This window comes from Bradyrhizobium sp. P5_C11_2 (assembly GCF_054049755.1).
Window position 1 is genome coordinate 1 of the sequence record NZ_JBFULT010000077.1, and the last position, 18,575, is coordinate 18,575.

Consider the following 18,575-nt stretch of genomic DNA (forward strand, 5'->3'; position numbering starts at 1 on the left):
CGTAGCGCTTGTCGAGCGGCGCGGTGAGGACGCCGGCATCGAGCATGTCGGCGGCGGCGAGGAAGGCGCGCGCGCAGGCATCCATCGAGCCGACATGGGCATGGATCAGGTCGTCGGGATCGATCGACTGCCGCCTGATCTTGGCGTCGAAATTGAGCCCGCCCGAGGTGAAGCCGCCGCGGTTCAAGAGCTCATGGAACACCAGCGCGAGCTCGGGCACGTTCATCGCGAACTGGTCGGTGTCCCAGCCGAGCAGATCGTCGCCGCGATTGATGTCGAGCGAGCCGAAAACGCCGAGCGCCTCGGCGAGCGCGACCTCGTGATGGAAGGAGTGGCCGGCGAGGATGGCGTGGTTCTGCTCGATGTTGAGCTTGACGTCGTTCAGCAGATCGTAGCGCTCGAGGAAGCCGTAGCAGGTTGCGACGTCGAAATCGTATTGATGCTTGGTCGGCTCCTTCGGCTTCGGCTCGATCAGGATCGGGCCCTTGAAGCCGATCTTGTGCTTGTGCTCGACGACGAGCGCGACGAAACGGCCGAGCTGGTCGAGCTCGCGCTTGAGATCGGTGTTGAGCAGGGTCTCGTAGCCCTCGCGCCCGCCCCACATCACGTAGTTCTGGCCGCCGAGCCGGTGCGTCACCTCCAGCGCGGCGCGGACCTGGCCTGCGGCATAGGTGAAGACATCGGGATCCGGATTGGTCGCCGCGCCGGCCATGTAGCGGCGATGCGTGAACAAATTGGCGGTGCCCCAGAGTAGGCGGACTTTTGCCGACGCCATCTTCGCTTCGAAGACGTCGGCGATCGCGTTGAGATTGGCAACGGATTCCGCCAGCGACGCGCCTTCCGGCGCCGCATCGACATCATGGAAGGTGAAGAAGGGAACGTCGARCAGGCGGAACAGCTCGAAGGCGGCGTCGGCCTTGGCCCGTGCCAGCGCCATCGCATCGGTGCCGTGGTGCCAAGGCCGCAGGAAGGTCTCGCCGCCGAAGGGATCGCCGCCGGGCCAGCAGAACGAATGCCAGTAGCAGACCGCGAAGCGCAGATGATCCTCGAGCCTGCGGCCGTGGACCACGCGGTCCTTGTCGTACCAGCGGAAGGCCGGTGCCTGTCCGGCATCCTTGCCGGCATCCTTGCCGGCAAAGGCGACAGGCCGGGTTGTATCGAAGAACTTGGCTGGTGCGTTCACGAAAGTGGCTCCTTCAACGCGGGATAGAGATCACGCCACCGGCGATAGGCGTCGTCGTAGGCCGCGGCGACGGATGGGCGCGGCGCGAAGGTCGCGAGCCGCCGCGGGCGCGTGCAGACCTGTGCCGGGTGCTCGCCGGTGGCGGCKATGCGGCCGAGCCGCGCGGCGCCGAGCGCCGCCCCGACCTCGCCCTCCTCGACGCGGTGGACGGGAATGCCGAGCACAWCGGCGCAGATCTGGGCCCAGAGCGGCGAGCGCGAGCCGCCACCGACGAGATCGAGCTCGGCGATCGAGCCGCTCGCCGCGCTCAGCGCCGCCAGATTGTCGCGCGCGGCGAAGGCGACGCCTTCGAGCACGGCCTGAACCAACTGCGCGCGCCCGGTCGCAGCCCGCAAGCCGACGAAGGCGCCGCTGGCGGCAGCATCGTTGTGCGGCGTGCGCTCGCCGTCGAGATAGGGCAGGAACTTGACGGGACCGGGTCCATCGACGCGCTCGCCGAGCGGCGCCAGCAGCGCCGCGGCCGGCGTCTCCATCACGCTCGCGAGCCAGGCGAGCGAGGCCGCCGCCGACAGCATCACGCCCATCTGGTGCCAGAGGCCGGGCAGCGCGTGGCAGAAGGCGTGCACGGCCGAGGCCGGCGCCGGCGCGAACCGATCGGTGACGCGAAACACCACGCCGGACGTGCCCAGCGACAGGAAGGCATCGCCGGGCGCGATCGCGCCAAGCCCGATGGCGCTCGCGGCGTTATCGCCCGCGCCGCCGGCAAAAACGACATCTTTCGCCATGCCCCAGCGCTGCGCGAATTCCGGCGCAAGCACCGCGCAGGCCTCGCTGCCTTCGACGAGCCGCGGCATCTGATGCAGATCGAGCCCGGTGGCCTGTAGCAGCAGCGCCGACCAGCGGCGCTGGCCGACGTCGAGCCACAGCGTGCCGGCGGCATCCGACATGTCCTCGACCATCTCGCCGGTCAGGCGGTAGCGGACATAGGCCTTCGGCAGCAGCACTTTTGCCACGCGTTCGAAGATGCCGGGCTCGTGGCGGGCGACCCAGAGCAGCTTTGGCGCGGTGAAGCCGGGCATCGCCAGATTGCCGGCGATGGCGTGCAGCGACGGGCAGCGCCGCTCGAGCTCGATGCATTCGGCATGCGACCGGCCGTCGTTCCAGAGGATCGCGGGCCGCAGCGGCCGTCCATCCGCGCCGAGCAAGGTTGCGCCATGCATCTGGCCTGATAGCCCGATGCCGCGCACCGCGGCGACCGCGAGCGCATGATGGGCTGCGAGATCGTCGACCGCGCCGATGGCCGCGTCGACCCAGGCGTCGGGATCCTGCTCGGACCACAGCGGCGCCGGATGCGACAGCGCAAGCTCGCGCGCCGCCGTCGCGACGATCGCGCCGGCTTCGCTCACGAGCACCGCCTTCACACCGGACGTGCCGATGTCCAATCCGAGATACACGCCGTCCTCCCTTTCGCCTGTCRCCGTGTGCGATCTTGCGTCGCCTTGCCCGCAACGGGCCGTTCGAAATCCGCTGCCGCTAAGGCAGATTGTCCCGCATCACGATGTCGATCCTGATCTTCTCCTGTTCGTGCAGGATGGGCTCGCCGCGAGCGAGCGCAAGCAGCACGCGCACGGCGGCGCGCGCCTCATGTCCCGGGTTCTGCGAGATCGCCGCATCCATCACACCCTGCAACAACAGCCGGCGCGTCAGCACCGTGACGTCGTGCCCGACGAACACCACCTGCTTGTCGCGGCCCGCATCGCTTAACGCCTTGGCCACGCCCTGCGTGCCGGCGCCGACGTTATAAAGGCCGACAATGTCAGCATGCCTGCCGAACAACCGCGCCAGCAGATGCTCCGAGCGGTCGTCCTCGTCGCGCCCTTCCAGCACCGGCAGCACGCTGAGCTCCGGAAACTCCGACGCCATCACCTGGTTGAAGCCGAAAATGCGCTCGGCATGGTCGCGCAGGCCCTGCGAGCCGGCGACGATCGCGACCTTACCGGACCTTTGGCCGGCCAGCCGCCCGACCAGCGCGCCGGCGGTGCGGCCGGCGGCGATATTGTCGATGCCGACATAATGGTGCCGGCGCGACGACGGCACGTCCGAGACCAGCGTCACCACCTTGGTGCCGGCATCGACGAGATCGTTGATCGCGGCCCGGACGCCCGGATGGTCGAGCGCGACCACCGCGACGCCGTCATAGTCTCCCGACAGCGCCTCCAGCGAATTCGCGAGCACGGCCGGATCGAACACGTCGGTTACGACCATCTCGACGCCGATGCGGCGCGCCGAGAGCCAGGCCGTCATCTCGCCGAGATAGGCCTCGATCTGCTGCATGAACGGGTTCGGCCCCGACGGCATCACGAAGGCGAAGCGGCGGGCGCGGCCGCGGGCGAGCTCGGCGGCGGCCACGTGCGGCTGGAAGGCGTTGCGCTCGATCGCCTCCTTGACCCGCCGGACCGTGTCCGGCCGCACGCCCGGGCGGTTATGCAGGACGCGGTCGACCGTGGCGAGGCTGACGCCCGCCTGGCGGGCGATGTCCTTCAGCGTCAGCGCCGCGGCGGTAAGCGTATCGGCCATGGCTGAAGGCTAGCAGAGGTGTTTTGAGGTACGCAACTCATTTTGAGGGACACGAGAGAATTTTCGGCCCACGGTTGCACTGCGGCAGTTGGCCGGAGGGTTTAGCGACCACTCAGATCGAGCGTGAGGAACAGGCTGTTGGGATCCACGACATAGCCCTCGAGCGGGCCGCAGGCGACGAAGCCGTGCGCCCGGTACAGCGCGTGCGCCGGCTTGAAATAGTCCCACGAACCGGTTTCGAGGCTGAGGCGCGACATGCCGCGCACACGGCCTTCGGCGATGATGTGGCGGAGCATCTCGCCGCCAAAGCCGCGCCGCCGCGTGGTCTGGAGCGTGTGCATCGATTTCACCTCGCCATGATCAGGCGAAATCGTCTTCAGTGCGCCGGTGGCGACCAGCGTGTCGCCGTCCCAGCCGGTCCAGAACGCGATATCGGCTGCGCGAAGGCCGGCAAGATCGAGCGCATGCGCGCTGCCCGGTGCGGTCTGTGCCCGCGCCGCGGTGACGTGATGGTCGAGCAGCGCGATGACGCGGGGATCAAAAGTGTCGCCGGTACGGATCTGCATCGTCACGGCCTCACGCCGCTTGAAAGCCGCATCTGCATGAGGACCATATCGAGCCAGCGGCCGAACTTGCAGCCGACCTCAGGCATGCGGCCAACCTCGGCAAAGCCGAACGAGGCGTGCAGCGCGATCGAGGCGGAATTCGAGGCCTCGATCGCGGCGACCATGGTGTGCTTGTTCAACGCCGTGGCACGCTCGATCAGCGCAACCATCAGGCTGCGGCCGATGCCCGCGCGATGATGCCGCTCGTCGACATAGACGGAATTCTCGACGGTGTGGCGATAGCCGGGCCAGGGACGGAAATCGCCGAAGGACGCGAAGCCGACCACATCCCTGCCCTTCATGGCGACCAGAACGGGATAGCCGGCGTCCCGCCTTGCGCCGATCCATTCGCGCCGCGAAGCGAGATCGACCGCGCCGTCGGTCCAGACCGCCGTGGTGTTGAGCGCGGCGTGATTGTAGATGGCGAGGATATCGGCGGCATCCTCCAGCGTGGCGTCCCGCACGATCAGCGGCATCACATTTTCCCGTAAGAGGCGCCGCGCCGCGTGATGATGACGTAGCGCGCATCCTGTTTGGTTTCGTTCTCGAAGGTCACCGCACGCATCACGTCGAAATCGAGACAATCTCCATCACGCAAGCGCACCGACTTGGCGTCGATATGCACGCAGACCGCCCCCTCCAGCATCAGCAGCTGCTGGGTGAAGGCGTTGCGGCCCCAGGGGCTGTAGGAGACGCGCGCGCCGGCCGGCAGGTCGACGACGATGATCTCGATGCCGCTTGCCGCATCCGGCGGCGAGGCATGACGTCGCCGGTAGCCGCTGTCGGGATCACGCCAATGCGGCTGGTCGGCAAGCCGCATCAGCCGCTCCGGGGGCTTCTCCGCGAGCGCGACGACGTCGCTGAGGGTGACATCGAGCGCCGCGCAGAGCTTGTTGAGCAGCGCGGCCGTCGCACTGCTCTGCGCCCGCTCCACCCGCCCGATCATGGCCCGGCTGACACCGGAGCGCGTTGCGAGTTCGTTCAACGTCATGCCCGCCTGCGTCCTCAACGTCTTCAAGCGACGACCGATCGCGCGGTCGAGTTTCTGCTGGTCCATGGTTGTCATCCGAACAATGCCCGACACGAGGACCGCACCCATCAGGGCGGGGGGAGCTTAGCGCGGACGGAGGCGAACGCCGCGAGCGGCAGTCCAATATATTAGAATCTTCGCAAAGCTCGTAGGGTCGATTAGGATGCGCCCCAACCACAAATGATCCGGAGGCGACGAGATGGGCGAGCCGACGCAACGGACGATCAAGACCAACGGCATCAGCCTCAACGTCGCCGAGCAGGGCAAGGGGCCAATGGTGCTGCTCTGCCACGGCTTTCCGGAAGGCTGGTACTCCTGGCGGCACCAGCTCGAGGCGCTGGCGGCGGCCGGCTACCACGCGGTCGCGCCCGACATGCGCGGCTACGGCAAGAGCGACAGGCCCGAGGCGATCGACCAGTACACGATCCTCCACATGGTCGGCGATCTCGTCGGCGTGCTCGACGCCTACGAGGCGAAGGACGCCGTCATCGTCGGGCATGACTGGGGCGCGACGATCGCCTGGCACACGGCGCGCCTGCGGCCCGATCGCTTCCGCGCCGCGGCGATCCTGAGCGTGCCCTATCGGCCGCGGAGCCCCGTGCGGCCGACGAGTGTCATGCCGCAGACGGCGGATGCGCAGTTCTACCAGCTGTACTTCCAGGAGCCGGGGGTCGCCGAAGCCGAGTTCGAACGGGATCCGCGCGCAACGCTGGGCGCCATGCTCTTTGGCGGTTCCGGCGAAGGAGCGGCGGCAATCCGCGCCAACGCCGAGCGCGCCGGCAGAACCGTCGGCGTCGGCATGGTCTCGCGCAAGGACGGCATGTTGCCGAAGGTGCAGGTGCCGCTGCCGTCGTGGCTGAGCCCCGCCGACCTCGACTATTACGGCGCCGAATTTGCCCGCAGCGGGTTTCGCGGGCCGCTCAACTACTACCGCAACATCGATCGCAACTGGGAGCTGATGGGGGCCTTCGAGGGCGTGAAGGTGGTGGTGCCCTCGCTCTTCATTGCCGGCGACCACGACATGGTCATCGCCTTCCCCGGCGCCGCCGAGCACCTCGCCAACATGAAGCAATTTGTGCCGCAACTGCGCGAGATCATGATGCTGCCCGGCTGTGGCCACTGGACGCAGCAGGAGCGGCCAACGGAGGTGAACACAGCGATCGTGGAGTTTCTGCGAAGCCTGCCAGGTTAGCACCTTTCTCCGCTAAAGCTTCGAAGGGCATCCTGCATCGCGTTGCCGAAGAATGGAAATCCTGCGAAGCGCCTTCGCGCGAACCATGGATGGAGCGGGCGAAGGGAATCGAACCCTCGTATGCAGCTTGGGAAGCTGCCGTTCTACCATTGAACTACGCCCGCTTATGCGCTTTGCGCCCATCCTGATTAGCCGAGACGGCGCCTCTCGCCAAGCGGTTTGGCGCGCCCGGCCTGACGGTTGTTAACGGCCTGGTAAGATTCCAGGTGCGCCGGATTGTGGCGGTGTTATGATCGCGTGTCTGGGGAGAGACGTGCACTGAGTGGGGCGTGTGCATGGTGGGGCGTGGCTACGCGATATTCAACACGGCGATCGGGCGCTGCGGCATCATCTGGAGCAGCACCGGCGTGGTCGCCGTGCAATTGCCGGAGGCGCGGGAGATTGACACCCGCCGCCGGATTTTCGCGGTCCATCCCGAGGCGCGCGAGCAGCAGCCTCCGCTGAATGCCGAGCTTGCGATCGAGGGCATCGTGGGCCTGCTGCAGGGCAGCGACCCCGATTTTTCCGAGGTCAGCCTGGATGCCCGCGGCGTGCCCGGCTTCAACCGGCGGGTCTACGAGTACACCTGCACCATCCCGCGCGGGGAGACGCGCACCTATCACGAGATCGCCAGGGCGCTCGGCGCCTCCGGCGCCGCCCATTCGGTGGCGCAGGCGATCTCCAGAAATCCCTACATGCTGATCGTGCCCTGCCACCGGGTGCTGGAGGCCGGCAATTACGCCGACCGGCCCTCGCCTTACGGCGGGGTGATCTCCAAGCGGCGGCTGCTGGCGCTGGAGGGCGCCCACCCGATCGCCAGCAAGACGCTGTTCGAGGTGCTGCTGCCCGTTGCTCCGCCCCGCGCGCCCGGCTAAGGCGCGATCCTGCTCGCGCCTTAGCTTTGTCTTTTGGGCATGATCTTGTCGGACAACCGCTACACACTTGTCCGGATCATGCCTAGATAAGGCGGCATGGACGCGACCACGCTGCTCTCGACACGATCGATGACCGTCTCCGAGTTTCGCTGCGATGCGGGGCCGGACGACACGCCGTTTGCGGAGTGCCGCACCGGCCATTCCATCGCCTATGTCCGTTCGGGCAGTTTTGGCTGCCGTTGCCGCGCCGGCTCCTTCGAGCTGGTGGCGGGCTCGATGCTGGTCGGCGCCCCCGGCGAAGAATACACCTGCACGCATGAGCATGTCAGCGGCGACGTCTGCCTGGGCTTCTTCTTCAGCGAGGACCTGGTCGAGGCCCTCGGGGGGCGGCGCGAGATCTGGCGGATCGGCGCGACACCGCCGCTGCCCGAGCTGATGGTGCTGGGYGAGCTCGCGCAGACGGCGGCAGATGGCAATTGCGACCTCGGTCTCGACGAGGTCGGTCAGATCCTAGCGGGGCGCTTCGTCGACGTCGTCTCGGGCAAGGCGCGCAAGCCGGCCACACCAACCGCACGCGACCGCCGCCGCGCGGTCGAGGCCGCGCTGTGGATCGACGCCAACTCGCATGCCGAGGTCGACCTCGAACAGGCAGCAAAGCAGGCAGGACTCAGCCCGTTCCATTTCCTGCGGCTGTTCTCGGCCGTGCTCGGCGTCACCCCGCATCAATATCTGGTGCGCTCGCGGCTGCGGCACGCCGCCCGCCTGCTGACAGATGATGACATCGCGGTCACCAACGTCGCCTATGACGTCGGCTTCGGCGACCTCTCCAATTTCGTCCGCACCTTCCACCGCGCCGCGGGCGTGTCGCCGACCAAGTTCCGCCAGGCCTCGAGGGGCGAGCGCAAGATTCTCCAAGAGCGGGTTGCCCTCAACTGACTAGATTCGTCTCCGGCACGCGCCAGTTGCGGCGCGCTTTGCAATGGAGACGAACATGTATGACCACATCGGCCTGCGCGTTGCCGACCTCGACGCCGCCACGCGCTTCTACACCGCGGTGCTGGCGCCGCTCGGCTGCGTCCTGTGCTCGAGCGGCGACGGCTATGCCGGCTTCGGACCGAAGGGCGAGCCGGCGCTCTGGCTGCATCTCAACAAGGGCCGCAAGGCCGACGGCGCCCATATCGCCTTCCGTGCCAAGGACCATGACGCGGTCAAGGCGTTCCACAGCGAAGGATTGAAGAGCGGCGGCCGCGACAATGGCGGCGCCGGCCCGCGCAAGGATTACAGCCCGACCTATTACGCGGCGTTTTTGATCGATCCGGACGGCAACAATGTCGAGGCGGTTTGCGCGTGAGCTCTGGCGACAGGTGAGAACTCGTAGGGTGGGCAAAGCGCAGCGTGCCCACCAATTGCACGCGACAATCTGGATCAATGGTGGGCACGGCGCTTCGCGCCTTTGCCCACCCTACTCACTATCACAATCAAGGACACCTTCATGGCCTCCATCCACAACGACATCCCCCTTTCCGCCCCTGCCCGCGACGTCTGGGACGCGGTGCGCGATTTCGGCGCCCTGCACCAACGGCTGGTGCCGGGTTTCGTCACCGCCTGCACGCTCGACGGCGATGCGCGCATCGTCACCTTCGCCAACGGCTCGGTGGCGCGCGAGGTGCTGGTCGATTGCAACGATGCCCGGCAGCGCCTGGTCTATGCCATCAACAACGAGCGGCTGAAGCACTACAGCGCCGCGGTGCAGGTGATCGCCGACGGCGATGGCAAAAGCCGCCTGCTCTGGACCATCGACATGCTGCCGAACGAGCTCGCAGCTTACGTCCAGGGGCAGACCAGGGAGGCCGTGATCGCCATGCACAAGGCGTTCCCGCCTGCGGCTGCGTGATCTTTCTCACAGAGCCCTGCCCGCGCCGGCCGTAACCATGGCGGCGTGCGTCCGGTTGGCTCCGCTCTCCCGGTGGAACCACGCACGCGAGGAGCATGCCATGAGAGGTGCGGACAAGGTGATCTGCCAGGCGGCCGCCGTGCTGCTGCTGTTTTCCGTCGCGAGCACGCCGGCAAAGGCGCAGTTCGCGAGCTTCGGCGGTGGCGGTGGTGCCGGCGGCGAAGACATGATGACCCAGATGGCGCCGATGCTGGAGATGATGAAGGCGAAGATGGGCAAGCGCCGCTTCGCCATGCTGATGCAGACCATGGGCCCGATGATGAGCCGCATGATGGAGAACGGCGGCGGCGGTCTTGGTGGCCTCGCCGGCGGCAATTTCGGCGGCGGGTTCGGCGCGCCGAATTATGGCGGCTACACGCCGATCGGCGGGGGCGGCTATGTGCCCACCGGTATCGGCGGCGGCGACATCATGGGCATGCTGGGTGGCTCCGGCGGCAGCGACATGATGGCGATGATCCCGCAATTGATGCGGCTCGCCAATGTCGGCGGCGGTGGCGGCCATCGCCGCCACCGCCATCGCTAAGGCCGGTCGGCGTATCGCCGCTGCGTGGCAACGCTGGCAACGACGCAACCACCCGTCGCGGGGGACGAAGGATGGTTGCGCCGGGCCGGCGGATGGGGCGCCGCCGGTATCAGATCCGATCGTTGATAAGGACGCCGGACAGCGAGGGGTCGCGTGCATTCGTCGCGTCGCTGGCTCGCGTCGCGCTGTAGGTCGGATCCGTGAGCGAATTCTTCAGCGACTGAAGGAATTGCTCAAGCAGGTCCGTCGCCGACTCGCCGCTCGACGAACTGTCTGTGGCGGTGGTGGTCGAAGAAGAATCGCCTGCACTCGTCGTGTCGCTCGATCCCGTCGTGCTGGACGAGGTCGAATCCGTGAGCAGGCTCTTCAGCGAATCGAGGAATTGCTGAAGCATGTCCACCACCGAGTTGCCGCTTGACGAACTGTCCGTGGCGTTGGCGGGAGGAGGCCCGCCGGGCGGCGGTCCGCCTGCTCCTTCCGGTCCACCTGCGCCACCCGGCCCCTGGGAGAACGCCGACTTGAAGATACCTTGCAGCTCGGTGGCCTGCTGGTCGGTCAGCTTGCCGTCCGAAACTTCCTTCTGGATGAGATCGTCGATCTTGGACTTGAAAGCGTCAGTCGATGATCCGCTGGATTGATCGCTCGCGCTGCTTGATTGCAAGGCGGAGTCGATATCGCTGAGCGCTGCCGACAGCGCCGACTGATCGGACGAACTGACCGCGCCGGAGCTGACTTCCGTTTGCAGTTCGTCTTGGAGTCGTTTCAACGGCGATGCGTGGTGATGGTGCGAGGAGAGCGCCGAAATCGAGGTCATGGTGCCTTTCCGTGCTTCTGGTGGACTCGCAGCAAAATTGTCCCCAGGAGCTGGCGCGGAGCCTTCGGCCAAGGCAGCCGTGGTTACCCTGTATTGCTAGGCAGCCGATGGAAATATTTCGAAACAAAAATCCGGCAGCTGCGCCTAATCCGCCGCGGCCGACAGAGCCGGCCGGATCGCCGGCTTGTTCTCGCGCGGAGCCCAGCGCGTCAGCACCACGCTGGCGCTTGAGAGCAGGCCGAGCACGACCATCGAGCTTGCGGCAAGCCAGAAGAAGCTCTGCGCCGTGGCCTCATGCGTCGACAGCCACCAGCCGATCGCCGAGATGTAGATGAGCCGCGCGGTCTGCGCCAGCACCGGCCCGATCACCTTGGCCGCGCCCTGCGAGGAGAAATACATCGTCGAGGCGAGGCCGATGAAGGCGTAGAACGGCGCCACCGTCGACAGATATTGGTGGCTGGTGGCACGCACCGTTGCGCTGTCGGTGAAAATGTTGACCCAGAGATCGGGGAAGATCGCGACCAGGCAGGCTGGCGCGCCGACGGCGACGAAGGCGCTCGCACCCGCGATCCAGGCGATGCGGCGGGCGCGTGCGATGCGGCCGGCGCCGACCGCCATGCCGACCATCGGCACCGAGGCGATGCCGAACGAGAACGCGATCGAGGTCAGCAGGAATTCCAGCCGCGCGCCGATGCCGTAGCCGGCAAGGATCGCGGTGCCGAACTTCGCCAGCATGTGGGTGAAGATCGAGATCGTCAGCACCGATTGCAGCGGCGAGAAGCATGCGATGGCGCCGACCTTCAGGATGTCAAAGAACATCGCCCATTGGATGCGCAGGCCGCGCAGCTTCGGGACGACGCGGGCGCGACCCGAGAACAGGTACCAGCCCATGATGGCGATGTTCATGCAATAGGCGATCAGCGCGCCGGCCGCGACGCCGCGCATGCCGAACTGCGGCACCGGTCCGAGTCCGAGGCCCAGCGTGCCGCCGAGCACGATCTGCCAGGCCGCCGAATTGAGAATCAGGAACGACGGCAGCTTCATGTTGCCGGTGCCGCGCAGGACGCCGGCCATGGTGTTGAGCAGCCAGGGCAGCACGGCGCCACCGAAGAACACCTGCGTGTAGGCGATCGCATGCGTCAGCACATCGCCGCGGCCGCCGAGCATTTCGAGCACTTTGGGCCCGTAAATCAGCATGCCCAGCATGAAGACGAGGCCGAAGGTGATGCCGATCAGGAGCGCATGCGCGGCGAGCGTGCTGGCGCGCTCGCGATCGCCGGCGCCGAGTGCACGCGCAATGGCGGAGGCCACCGCGCCGCCCATGGCGCCGCCGGACATCGTCATGGTCAGGATCACGGTCGGAAACACCAGCGCCATCGCGGCCAATGCCTCGACGCCGAGCCGGCCGATATAGGAGGTCTCCGCGATCACCGTGCAGGTGCCGGCCGACAGCGCGACGACATTGGGCCAGGCAAGGCCGAGCAGCGTGCGCAGGATCGGGCCGTCGGTCAGCGCACTTCGCACCGGCTGCGGGAGCGGCGGCAGCGGTCGCTCTTGTTCATCGACCGGGATTTCGGCGATGTCGGACATTTCCTCTCCCGGGCACGAGCGCCATTCGCGGCGCGGCAATCACTTGGTGTGCCAATCGATTCATTCGCGCAGAACGCGCGGTGCGACGCTTGTTAGCACGACAATTGCCGATTCCTCCTGCGCCTGATGCAAGCGTGCCCTGCGGCAGCGCATTTCAGCCCGTGGAATTGCGGTCTTGGGGTGAGGGGCTGCGTCCGCGAAAACGGTGAGAGCTGGACTCGCGGAGAGTCCCCCTCACCCGGATTGCATCTTCGATGCAATCCGGCCTCTCCCCGCACGCGGGGAGAGGCGAAGTGCGGCGACATCTGTTCAACCGATCGTCCAGACCAGCGGCGGACGGCCGCCCGCGGCAGGCCGCATATGCACGCCGATATGCCGGCCGCAGCCCGCAGCGAGACCTTCGAACAATCCTTCCAGCACCTTGGCGCAGGCGCGGTGATAGTCGGCGACATCGTCCATCAGCTTCCAGCTCTGCTGGCGGATTTCGAACGCGCCTTCGGACGTCGCCGTCTCGGCAGCATCGTCCTGCGTGGCGAGCAGCGCGTTGAGGAACGCTGCGAATTCGCTCGCGCCGCCGCGGCTCATCGACAGCGCCGCCGCGACCTCGTCGAAATATTGCATGCCGATCAGCTTGCCGGTGAGGTGAAGGAGATAGCCGGCATCCTCCGGCCCGAACAGCTGCACCATCACCGGCGCGGCCGTGCGCACATATTCCATCGCGTAGTTGCGATAGGCTTTTTCGAGCCGCGGCTTTGGCCAGCTTGCGACCGGCAATGCCGGCGCGGCCTTCGCATCGAACAGCGGCGCTTCGAGATGGCGCGCGAACACCAGGCGCTGGTCGAGCTCGAGCGGGTGGTCGTACTGGTGGTAATAGCCCTCGAGCCCGTCCTGGCCATCGACGCTCTGCTTGGTGCAGACGAAGCCGAGCCTGAGATCGCCGAGCGCGACGCCGTTGTTGGCGTGCCAGCCGCGCAGCATCGCGCGTGAGACCTCGCCCGGCACGCCGCAGATCGCGGTGCCCTTCCAGATCCAGCGCGGCGGCGGATAGCGGATCCAGGCCTTGGCGTCGCTCTCGTACATGTATTCGACATGCACGCCGCCGATCCAGTTCGAGAGATAGTGATATTGCGCGGCGGCGACCGCCGGCGGCAGATGGCGCAATCCGAGCTTCTCGAGCCCGGGCAGGAAGCGTTCCTGCTGCTGGCGGCGGAACACGCGGAACACGAACTCGGCGGCATCAGCCGTGCCGCGCCGCGTGACGACGGTGAGGATGAGGCCGGTGAAATAAGCGTGATAGAGATCGGCGACCGCGCGCCAGCGTGTCCATTGGGCTTGCTGCTGCGCGGTATCCGCTGCGGCGCTCATCGTTCGCTCCCGGCTTGTTGTTTTGCAGGAGTGTGTCATCGCCGATGAAGCGGCGCAACCGGACACACACTCGCTGTCATCGCCCGCCTTGTGCGCAATTGCGCACTGGGGCGGGCGATCCAGTATTCCAGAGACGGTCGTGATTGAATCGATGGGCCGCGGCGTACTGGCTTCCCCGCCTTCGCGGAGCATGACACCGGTGAAAATTTGCTTGCATCGGAGCCCGCATGAGCGAAGCGATATGCGGGAGCACTGTTCCCGGATGTCGCTGCGCTCATCCGGGCTTACGGAATATTGCTACACCCGGAAATGCTTGGAGAGCTTCAACCCCTGCGCCTGGTAGTTGGAGCCGATGCGCTGGCCGTACATGGCGTCGGGGCGTGCCAGCATCTTTTCGTAGACGAGGCGGCCGACGATCTGGCCGTGCTCGAGGATGAAGGGCACTTCGCGCGAGCGCACCTCCAGCACGGCGCGGGAGCCCTGCCCGCCGGCGCCGGCATAGCCGAAGCCGGGATCGAAGAAGCCGGCATAATGCACGCGGAATTCGCCGACCAGCGGATCGAACGGCACCATCTCCGCGGCGAAATCGGGCGGCACCTGCRCGGCTTCCTTGGAGGCGAGGATATAGAACTCGCCGGGATCGAGGATCAGGCTGCCGTCGGGGCGCGCAGACATCGGCTCCCAGAAATCCTCGACCGAATAGCCTGCGCGGCGATCGACGTCGACCACACCGGTGTGGCGCTTGGCGCGGTAGCCGACGAAGCCGTTGGCTTTCTCGCCGGAGAGATCGACGGAGACGGCGACGCCGCCCGAGAGATCGGCATCGTCGATGTCGACGAGGCGCTCAGCGGCATGCAGCGCGTCGAGCTCGTCGGCGTTGAGGATGGCGTCACCGGTGCGGAAGCGCACTTGGGAGAGGCGCGAGCCCTCGCGCACCAGCACCGGAAACGTCTTCGGGCTGATCTCGGCGTAGAGCGGACCGTGATAGCCGGCGCCGATCATGTCGAAGCGGCGGGTGCCGTCGGCGATCACGCGGGTGAAGACGTCGAGCCGGCCGGTGGAGCTCTTCGGGTTCGCCGCCGCCACGATCTCCGGCGGCAGCGCCAGGCTTTCGAGCAGCGGCACGATGTAGACGCAGTTGGTCTCAAGCACGGCGCCGTCGGCGAGGCTGAACTCGTGCAGCTTCAACTCGTCGATGCGCTCGGCGACGGTGGCGCCGGGACCGGGCAGGAAGCTTGCGCGCACGCGATAGGCGATGTCGCCGAGGCGAAGGTCGAGGCTCGCCGGCTGGATCTGGCTTTCGACGAAATCGTAGGCGGGCAGGATGAGGCCTGCTTCCGCCATCGCCGCGATCATGCGGTCGGGCAGGATACCATTGGCGTCGGCTGCGACCGTGAACGTCAAACGGGGGTCCTCGTCAGGGGGCAAATGTATCCGGACATGCGGAAAATACAGTCTTTTACGGCTATCCGATGGACGCCTTGACGAAAAGGGCATTGCGGAATATGAGCATGACTTATCCCGTGGTGATTTGAGCCGGCCGGCTTGCAGCCACGTTAAATAAGTCGCTAAACAGGCCGGGGACCTCTGTGATCCCGGCCAGTGGAAATATCCAGGCCGGTTTTTTTTGTGACCATTTTCCAGAATGGTCACGTTGGAGAGGTCATATGTCGAAGTCCCCGGCGTCCGCCGCACACTACCGTCCCGAAACCCGGCTGGTCCATTCCGGCACCCTGCGCTCGCAATTTGGCGAGACGTCGGAGGCGCTGTTCCTGACCCAGGGCTATGTCTACAACAGCGCCGAGGAGTGCGAGGCGCGGTTCAAGGGCGAGGATCCCGGCTTCATCTATTCGCGCTACTCGAACCCGACGATCTCGATGTTCGAGCGCCGCATGATCGAGCTCGAAGGCGCCGAAGCGGCCCGCTCGGCCGCGACTGGCATGGCCGCAGTGACGACCGCGATCCTGGCGCCGCTGAAGTCCGGCGATCACGTGGTCGCCTCGCGCGCGCTGTTCGGCTCGTGTCTCTACGTCATTCAGGATCTGTTGCCGCGCTACGGCATCGAGACCACGCTGGTCGACGGCTCCGATCTCGACCAGTGGCAGCGCGCCTTGAGGCCGAACACCAAGACGTTCTTCCTGGAGAGCCCGACCAATCCGACGCTCGACGTGCTCGACATCCCCGGCATCGCCGAGATCGCGCACAGCGGCGGCGCGCGGCTCGTCGTCGACAACGTGTTCGCGACGCCGATCTGGCAGAGCCCGCTCGCGCTCGGGGCCGACGTCGTGGTCTATTCCGCGACCAAGCACATCGACGGCCAGGGCCGTTGTCTCGGCGGCATCATCCTGTCCTCGGAAGCCTTCATCGCCGAGCACCTGCATAATTTCATGCGCCAGACCGGCCCGTCGATCTCGCCGTTCAACGCCTGGGTCCTGCTCAAGGGCCTGGAGACGCTGGGCGTGCGCGTGCGCGCGCAGACCGAGACGGCGGGGCGCGTCGCCGAGGTGCTGGCGAGCCATCCGAAGATTTCACGGCTGATCTATCCCGGCCGCGCCGATCATCCGCAGGCGGCGCTGGTGAAGAAGCAGATGCGCGGCGGCTCGACGCTGGTCGGCTTCGAGGTCAAGGGCGGCAAGCAGGCGGCATTCCGCGTGCTCAACGAGCTCAAGCTTGCGAAGATCTCGAACAATCTCGGCGACGCCAAGAGCCTGGTGACGCATCCGGCCACCACCACGCATCAGCGCCTGAAGCCGGAAGACCGCGCCGCGCTCGGGATCAGCGAGGGCTTTATTCGCTTCTCGGCGGGGCTCGAGCATCCGGATGATCTGATCGAGGATCTGACGGCGGCGCTGGAGAAGGCGTGAGGCGAGCCAAGCACTCGCACTCGTAGGGTGGGTTAGCCCTGCAGATGCGCGAAGCGCATCTGCTCGGCGTAACCCACCAACTTCGTTCCGCAATCGTTGATGCATGGTGGGTTACGGCTTCGCCTAACCCACCCTACGGCACCGATGCCTACATCGGCCGGTACGTCCGCACATCCCCGGGCACGTTCACGCCGAGCTTGATCTGGCCGACGGAGCGGATGATGTCGTCACCCAAGAGCTGGGCGAAGCAGGCGTAGCCCCAGTCGTTCATGTGCAGGCCGTCGGCAATGACGAAGCTCTCCACCGGGATGGCCTGCGTCTCGTGCCAGTCGCGCATCACCTCGAAGCGCGGGAAGATGCCGACGTGACGGAGCTCGGCGACCTTGCCGAGCAGCTTCACCATCTTGCCGGCGCTCTCGGCGCGCTGGTTGACCGCCGGCGAATATTGCGGATCGACCAGCACGATATCGGCGCCGCCGGCGGCCTGGATGCGGGAGATGCCGTCCTCGACCATCTTGGCGGTGTCACCGGGATCGAGATTGCGTAGCACCGCGTTGGTGCCGACCTGCCAGATCACGAGATCCGGGTGGACGTCGATCACCTCCGTCTGGAGACGCTTCATCATCTCGGGCGCATCCTCGCCGCCGACGCCGGCATTGATGACGGTGATGCTGGCGGTCGGATATTGCCGGCGAAGCTGCGCGGCGAGACGGTTCGGATAGTTGAAATCGGGCGAGCTTGCGCCATAGCCGGCGGTCGAGGATGAGCCGAACGCGACGATCACGACCGGCTTGCCGGCGACGAGCTTGCCCGCGACATGCGGCAGCGAGCCCATCGTCTTCGAGCCGCCCTTCGCGGCCAGGCAAGGCACGCGGCTGAAAATGTCACCGGCCGATTTTGCCACCTGCTTCACCTTGTCGATGGCGCGCCCGGTGATGCCGCGCTGCTCGGCTGGCGGGTGGGTGGCAGCGACAGTGGTCTGGGACGGCGATGCGGGAGCCGGATTAGCCGTCTGCTGCGGAGCAGGGGTTGCCTGCGCAGCCTGTGCTCGCGCAGGTGCCAGCGAAGCCGGCGTCAGCAACAGCAGCGCCGCCGCTGCGGGCGCGGCCAACCATGCCGTCAGGCAAAAAGGGCGGAGAGAACTCATTAACGCTAGACCTCAATTTTGCTGCTGGGCCGGTCCCAGATGTGCAGCATCCATCACGAACTGTGCCAACGCCCGGCCAAGGCAATCATGGACCTGTTTCGCCAGTTCAGGACCGCGGGAGGGGCTGAACAGGTCGAACTGACCCTGATCATTCCATTGCCGCATGATCGCGAAACGATCGAACAACGGGACGTCATGCTCCTGGGCCACCACCCGCATATTGTCGAGATAGGGCGGCACGGAGATCATGGTTTCGGTACGTGGGCTGTATTGCAAGTTCATCAGCACGACATCCGCCCCCGCATTTTGCAACGCAGCAACCCCTTCAGTGACGGCGCCGCGAAAATCGTCGGGATCGATGGCTCGGATAGCATCCACGGTCCCGGTCTGCCAGATGACCAAAGTAGGCCTTTTTGCTTCCATCAGCTTAACGAAGGTGGTGGCAGCCTCCTCTGCCGTTTTCTTGCTCTGTATTTCTACGGAGACGTGCACGGCCTCTGATGGCGGCAGCCTTTCCCTCAGGATCGCCTGCATACGCGCCGGATAGGAGCTGTCCTCCGAAGCCGGAATCGTGGTCGAACGGCTGCCGATGACCAGGATTTCGAGGGGTTTGCCCGCTTTCACGGCATCGGCGACCTTGTGCAGCGGACTCTCGGTCGCGAGCAGGTAGGACGGCAATTCGCAGGCGGGGGGTGCGGCAGGAACGGCAGACGCAGCATCGTCCGCGCGCGCCGGGGGCGCGGCGAGACCACCGCACAGCAGGATCAGGCTCAGGAAAACCTTCGCCTTCATCAGCCCCCTCCCGCCATATCGGCGC

At 66.3% G+C, this 18,575-nt stretch carries 19 protein-coding genes, 1 tRNA gene and 1 riboswitch; of the genes, 7 read left to right on the forward strand and 13 right to left on the reverse strand.

Features of this window, described 5'->3' with window-relative positions; all coding sequences use genetic code 11:
• The 6 genes from xylA to ACXJL8_RS10855 form a co-directional block, all read right to left on the reverse strand.
• The coding region (gene xylA / locus ACXJL8_RS10830) for a xylose isomerase (RefSeq protein WP_456684980.1) at nucleotides 1–1,183 on the reverse strand (1,183 nt) is incomplete at its 3' end.
• Complete coding sequence (gene xylB / locus ACXJL8_RS10835; RefSeq protein ID WP_456684981.1) at nucleotides 1,180–2,637, reverse strand: xylulokinase; 1,458 nt, start codon at nucleotides 2,635–2,637, stop codon at nucleotides 1,180–1,182. The genes xylB and xylA, both read right to left, overlap by 4 nt.
• Before the next feature lie 79 nt (nucleotides 2,638–2,716).
• Nucleotides 2,717–3,760, reverse strand: a complete 1,044-nt coding sequence (locus ACXJL8_RS10840; protein WP_456619618.1) for a LacI family DNA-binding transcriptional regulator — start codon at nucleotides 3,758–3,760, stop codon at nucleotides 2,717–2,719.
• Between the two features lie 101 nt (nucleotides 3,761–3,861).
• Nucleotides 3,862–4,326 carry a GNAT family N-acetyltransferase gene (locus ACXJL8_RS10845; protein WP_456619657.1) on the reverse strand — a complete coding sequence of 155 codons (465 nt, stop codon included), beginning with the start codon at nucleotides 4,324–4,326 and terminating at the stop codon, nucleotides 3,862–3,864.
• A gap of 2 nt (nucleotides 4,327–4,328) precedes the next feature.
• On the reverse strand, nucleotides 4,329–4,841 hold the full coding sequence (locus tag ACXJL8_RS10850) for an N-acetyltransferase family protein (protein ID WP_456619617.1): 513 nt from the start codon (nucleotides 4,839–4,841) through the stop codon (nucleotides 4,329–4,331).
• Nucleotides 4,841–5,422: a helix-turn-helix domain-containing protein gene (locus ACXJL8_RS10855; protein WP_456619616.1), complete on the reverse strand. Its 582-nt coding sequence runs from the start codon at nucleotides 5,420–5,422 to the stop codon at nucleotides 4,841–4,843. The genes ACXJL8_RS10850 and ACXJL8_RS10855 overlap by 1 nt, the downstream gene beginning before the upstream one ends.
• Nucleotides 5,423–5,594: 172 nt before the next feature.
• Here ACXJL8_RS10855 and ACXJL8_RS10860 point away from each other — a divergent pair, with 172 nt between their 5' ends.
• Nucleotides 5,595–6,587, forward strand: a complete 993-nt coding sequence (locus tag ACXJL8_RS10860) for an alpha/beta fold hydrolase (protein WP_456619615.1) — start codon at nucleotides 5,595–5,597, stop codon at nucleotides 6,585–6,587.
• A 90-nt stretch (nucleotides 6,588–6,677) separates the two neighbouring features.
• Here ACXJL8_RS10860 and ACXJL8_RS10865 read toward each other — a convergent pair.
• Nucleotides 6,678–6,751 (reverse strand) — tRNA-Gly (locus ACXJL8_RS10865).
• 171 nt (nucleotides 6,752–6,922) lie between these two features.
• On the opposite strand from ACXJL8_RS10865, the gene ACXJL8_RS10870 reads away from it, so the two are divergent.
• The 5 genes from ACXJL8_RS10870 (at nucleotide 6,923) to ACXJL8_RS10890 (ending at nucleotide 9,978) form a co-directional block, all read left to right on the forward strand.
• Nucleotides 6,923–7,501, forward strand: coding sequence for a methylated-DNA--[protein]-cysteine S-methyltransferase (locus tag ACXJL8_RS10870; protein WP_456619614.1), 579 nt, complete (start codon nucleotides 6,923–6,925; stop codon nucleotides 7,499–7,501).
• Between the two features lie 96 nt (nucleotides 7,502–7,597).
• Nucleotides 7,598–8,437, forward strand: coding sequence for a helix-turn-helix transcriptional regulator (locus ACXJL8_RS10875; protein WP_456619613.1), 840 nt, complete (start codon nucleotides 7,598–7,600; stop codon nucleotides 8,435–8,437).
• Nucleotides 8,438–8,492: 55 nt separating this feature from the next.
• Nucleotides 8,493–8,852, forward strand: coding sequence for a VOC family protein (locus ACXJL8_RS10880; RefSeq protein ID WP_456619612.1), 360 nt, complete (start codon nucleotides 8,493–8,495; stop codon nucleotides 8,850–8,852).
• A 141-nt stretch (nucleotides 8,853–8,993) separates the two neighbouring features.
• On the forward strand, nucleotides 8,994–9,395 hold the full coding sequence (locus tag ACXJL8_RS10885) for an SRPBCC family protein (protein ID WP_456619611.1): 402 nt from the start codon (nucleotides 8,994–8,996) through the stop codon (nucleotides 9,393–9,395).
• Nucleotides 9,396–9,495: 100 nt separating this feature from the next.
• Nucleotides 9,496–9,978, forward strand: a complete 483-nt coding sequence (locus tag ACXJL8_RS10890; RefSeq protein WP_456619610.1) for a hypothetical protein — start codon at nucleotides 9,496–9,498, stop codon at nucleotides 9,976–9,978.
• Nucleotides 9,979–10,087: 109 nt separating this feature from the next.
• On the opposite strand, the gene ACXJL8_RS10895 is transcribed toward ACXJL8_RS10890, so the two are convergent.
• The 4 genes from ACXJL8_RS10895 to ACXJL8_RS10910 all read right to left on the reverse strand — a co-directional run bounded on the left by ACXJL8_RS10895 (nucleotide 10,088) and on the right by ACXJL8_RS10910 (nucleotide 15,151).
• Nucleotides 10,088–10,792 carry a hypothetical protein gene (locus ACXJL8_RS10895; RefSeq protein WP_456619609.1) on the reverse strand — a complete coding sequence of 235 codons (705 nt, stop codon included), beginning with the start codon at nucleotides 10,790–10,792 and terminating at the stop codon, nucleotides 10,088–10,090.
• Nucleotides 10,793–10,936: 144 nt separating this feature from the next.
• Nucleotides 10,937–12,382, reverse strand: a complete 1,446-nt coding sequence (locus tag ACXJL8_RS10900) for an MATE family efflux transporter (RefSeq protein ID WP_456619608.1) — start codon at nucleotides 12,380–12,382, stop codon at nucleotides 10,937–10,939.
• 309 nt (nucleotides 12,383–12,691) lie between these two features.
• Entirely contained in the window at nucleotides 12,692–13,747 is a 1,056-nt protein-coding gene (locus ACXJL8_RS10905; RefSeq protein WP_456619607.1) for a hypothetical protein, read from the reverse strand.
• Between the two features lie 297 nt (nucleotides 13,748–14,044).
• Entirely contained in the window at nucleotides 14,045–15,151 is a 1,107-nt protein-coding gene (locus tag ACXJL8_RS10910; RefSeq protein WP_456684982.1) for a 2'-deoxycytidine 5'-triphosphate deaminase, read from the reverse strand.
• A 109-nt stretch (nucleotides 15,152–15,260) separates the two neighbouring features.
• A riboswitch (SAM riboswitch) is annotated at nucleotides 15,261–15,340 on the forward strand.
• 74 nt (nucleotides 15,341–15,414) lie between these two features.
• Here ACXJL8_RS10910 and ACXJL8_RS10915 point away from each other — a divergent pair.
• Entirely contained in the window at nucleotides 15,415–16,611 is a 1,197-nt protein-coding gene (locus ACXJL8_RS10915) for an O-succinylhomoserine sulfhydrylase (RefSeq protein WP_456619605.1), read from the forward strand.
• Nucleotides 16,612–16,759: 148 nt separating this feature from the next.
• Here ACXJL8_RS10915 and ACXJL8_RS10920 read toward each other — a convergent pair whose 3' ends face one another.
• Together ACXJL8_RS10920 and ACXJL8_RS10925 are read right to left on the reverse strand one after the other, a co-directional pair.
• Complete coding sequence (locus ACXJL8_RS10920; RefSeq protein ID WP_456619604.1) at nucleotides 16,760–17,758, reverse strand: SGNH/GDSL hydrolase family protein; 999 nt, start codon at nucleotides 17,756–17,758, stop codon at nucleotides 16,760–16,762.
• A 12-nt stretch (nucleotides 17,759–17,770) separates the two neighbouring features.
• Nucleotides 17,771–18,550: an SGNH/GDSL hydrolase family protein gene (locus ACXJL8_RS10925; RefSeq protein WP_456619603.1), complete on the reverse strand. Its 780-nt coding sequence runs from the start codon at nucleotides 18,548–18,550 to the stop codon at nucleotides 17,771–17,773.
• Between the last annotated feature and the right edge of the window lie 25 nt (nucleotides 18,551–18,575).

Excerpts from the sequence above, each read along its gene's own strand:
- ACXJL8_RS10840 (WP_456619618.1), bottom strand. The coding sequence starts at position 3,760 with ATGGCCGATACGCTTACCGCCGCGGCGCTGACGCTGAAGGACATCGCC.
- ACXJL8_RS10845 (WP_456619657.1), bottom strand. The coding sequence starts at position 4,326 with ATGCAGATCCGTACCGGCGACACTTTTGATCCCCGCGTCATCGCGCTG.
- ACXJL8_RS10850 (WP_456619617.1), bottom strand. The coding sequence starts at position 4,841 with ATGCCGCTGATCGTGCGGGACGCCACGCTGGAGGATGCCGCCGATATC.
- ACXJL8_RS10855 (WP_456619616.1), bottom strand. The coding sequence starts at position 5,422 with ATGGACCAGCAGAAACTCGACCGCGCGATCGGTCGTCGCTTGAAGACG.
- ACXJL8_RS10860 (WP_456619615.1), top strand. The coding sequence starts at position 5,595 with ATGGGCGAGCCGACGCAACGGACGATCAAGACCAACGGCATCAGCCTC.
- ACXJL8_RS10870 (WP_456619614.1), top strand. The coding sequence starts at position 6,923 with ATGGTGGGGCGTGGCTACGCGATATTCAACACGGCGATCGGGCGCTGC.
- ACXJL8_RS10880 (WP_456619612.1), top strand. The coding sequence starts at position 8,493 with ATGTATGACCACATCGGCCTGCGCGTTGCCGACCTCGACGCCGCCACG.
- ACXJL8_RS10885 (WP_456619611.1), top strand. The coding sequence starts at position 8,994 with ATGGCCTCCATCCACAACGACATCCCCCTTTCCGCCCCTGCCCGCGAC.
- ACXJL8_RS10890 (WP_456619610.1), top strand. The coding sequence starts at position 9,496 with ATGAGAGGTGCGGACAAGGTGATCTGCCAGGCGGCCGCCGTGCTGCTG.
- ACXJL8_RS10895 (WP_456619609.1), bottom strand. The coding sequence starts at position 10,792 with ATGACCTCGATTTCGGCGCTCTCCTCGCACCATCACCACGCATCGCCG.
- ACXJL8_RS10900 (WP_456619608.1), bottom strand. The coding sequence starts at position 12,382 with ATGTCCGACATCGCCGAAATCCCGGTCGATGAACAAGAGCGACCGCTG.
- ACXJL8_RS10905 (WP_456619607.1), bottom strand. The coding sequence starts at position 13,747 with ATGAGCGCCGCAGCGGATACCGCGCAGCAGCAAGCCCAATGGACACGC.
- ACXJL8_RS10915 (WP_456619605.1), top strand. The coding sequence starts at position 15,415 with ATGTCGAAGTCCCCGGCGTCCGCCGCACACTACCGTCCCGAAACCCGG.
- ACXJL8_RS10920 (WP_456619604.1), bottom strand. The coding sequence starts at position 17,758 with ATGAGTTCTCTCCGCCCTTTTTGCCTGACGGCATGGTTGGCCGCGCCC.
- ACXJL8_RS10925 (WP_456619603.1), bottom strand. The coding sequence starts at position 18,550 with ATGAAGGCGAAGGTTTTCCTGAGCCTGATCCTGCTGTGCGGTGGTCTC.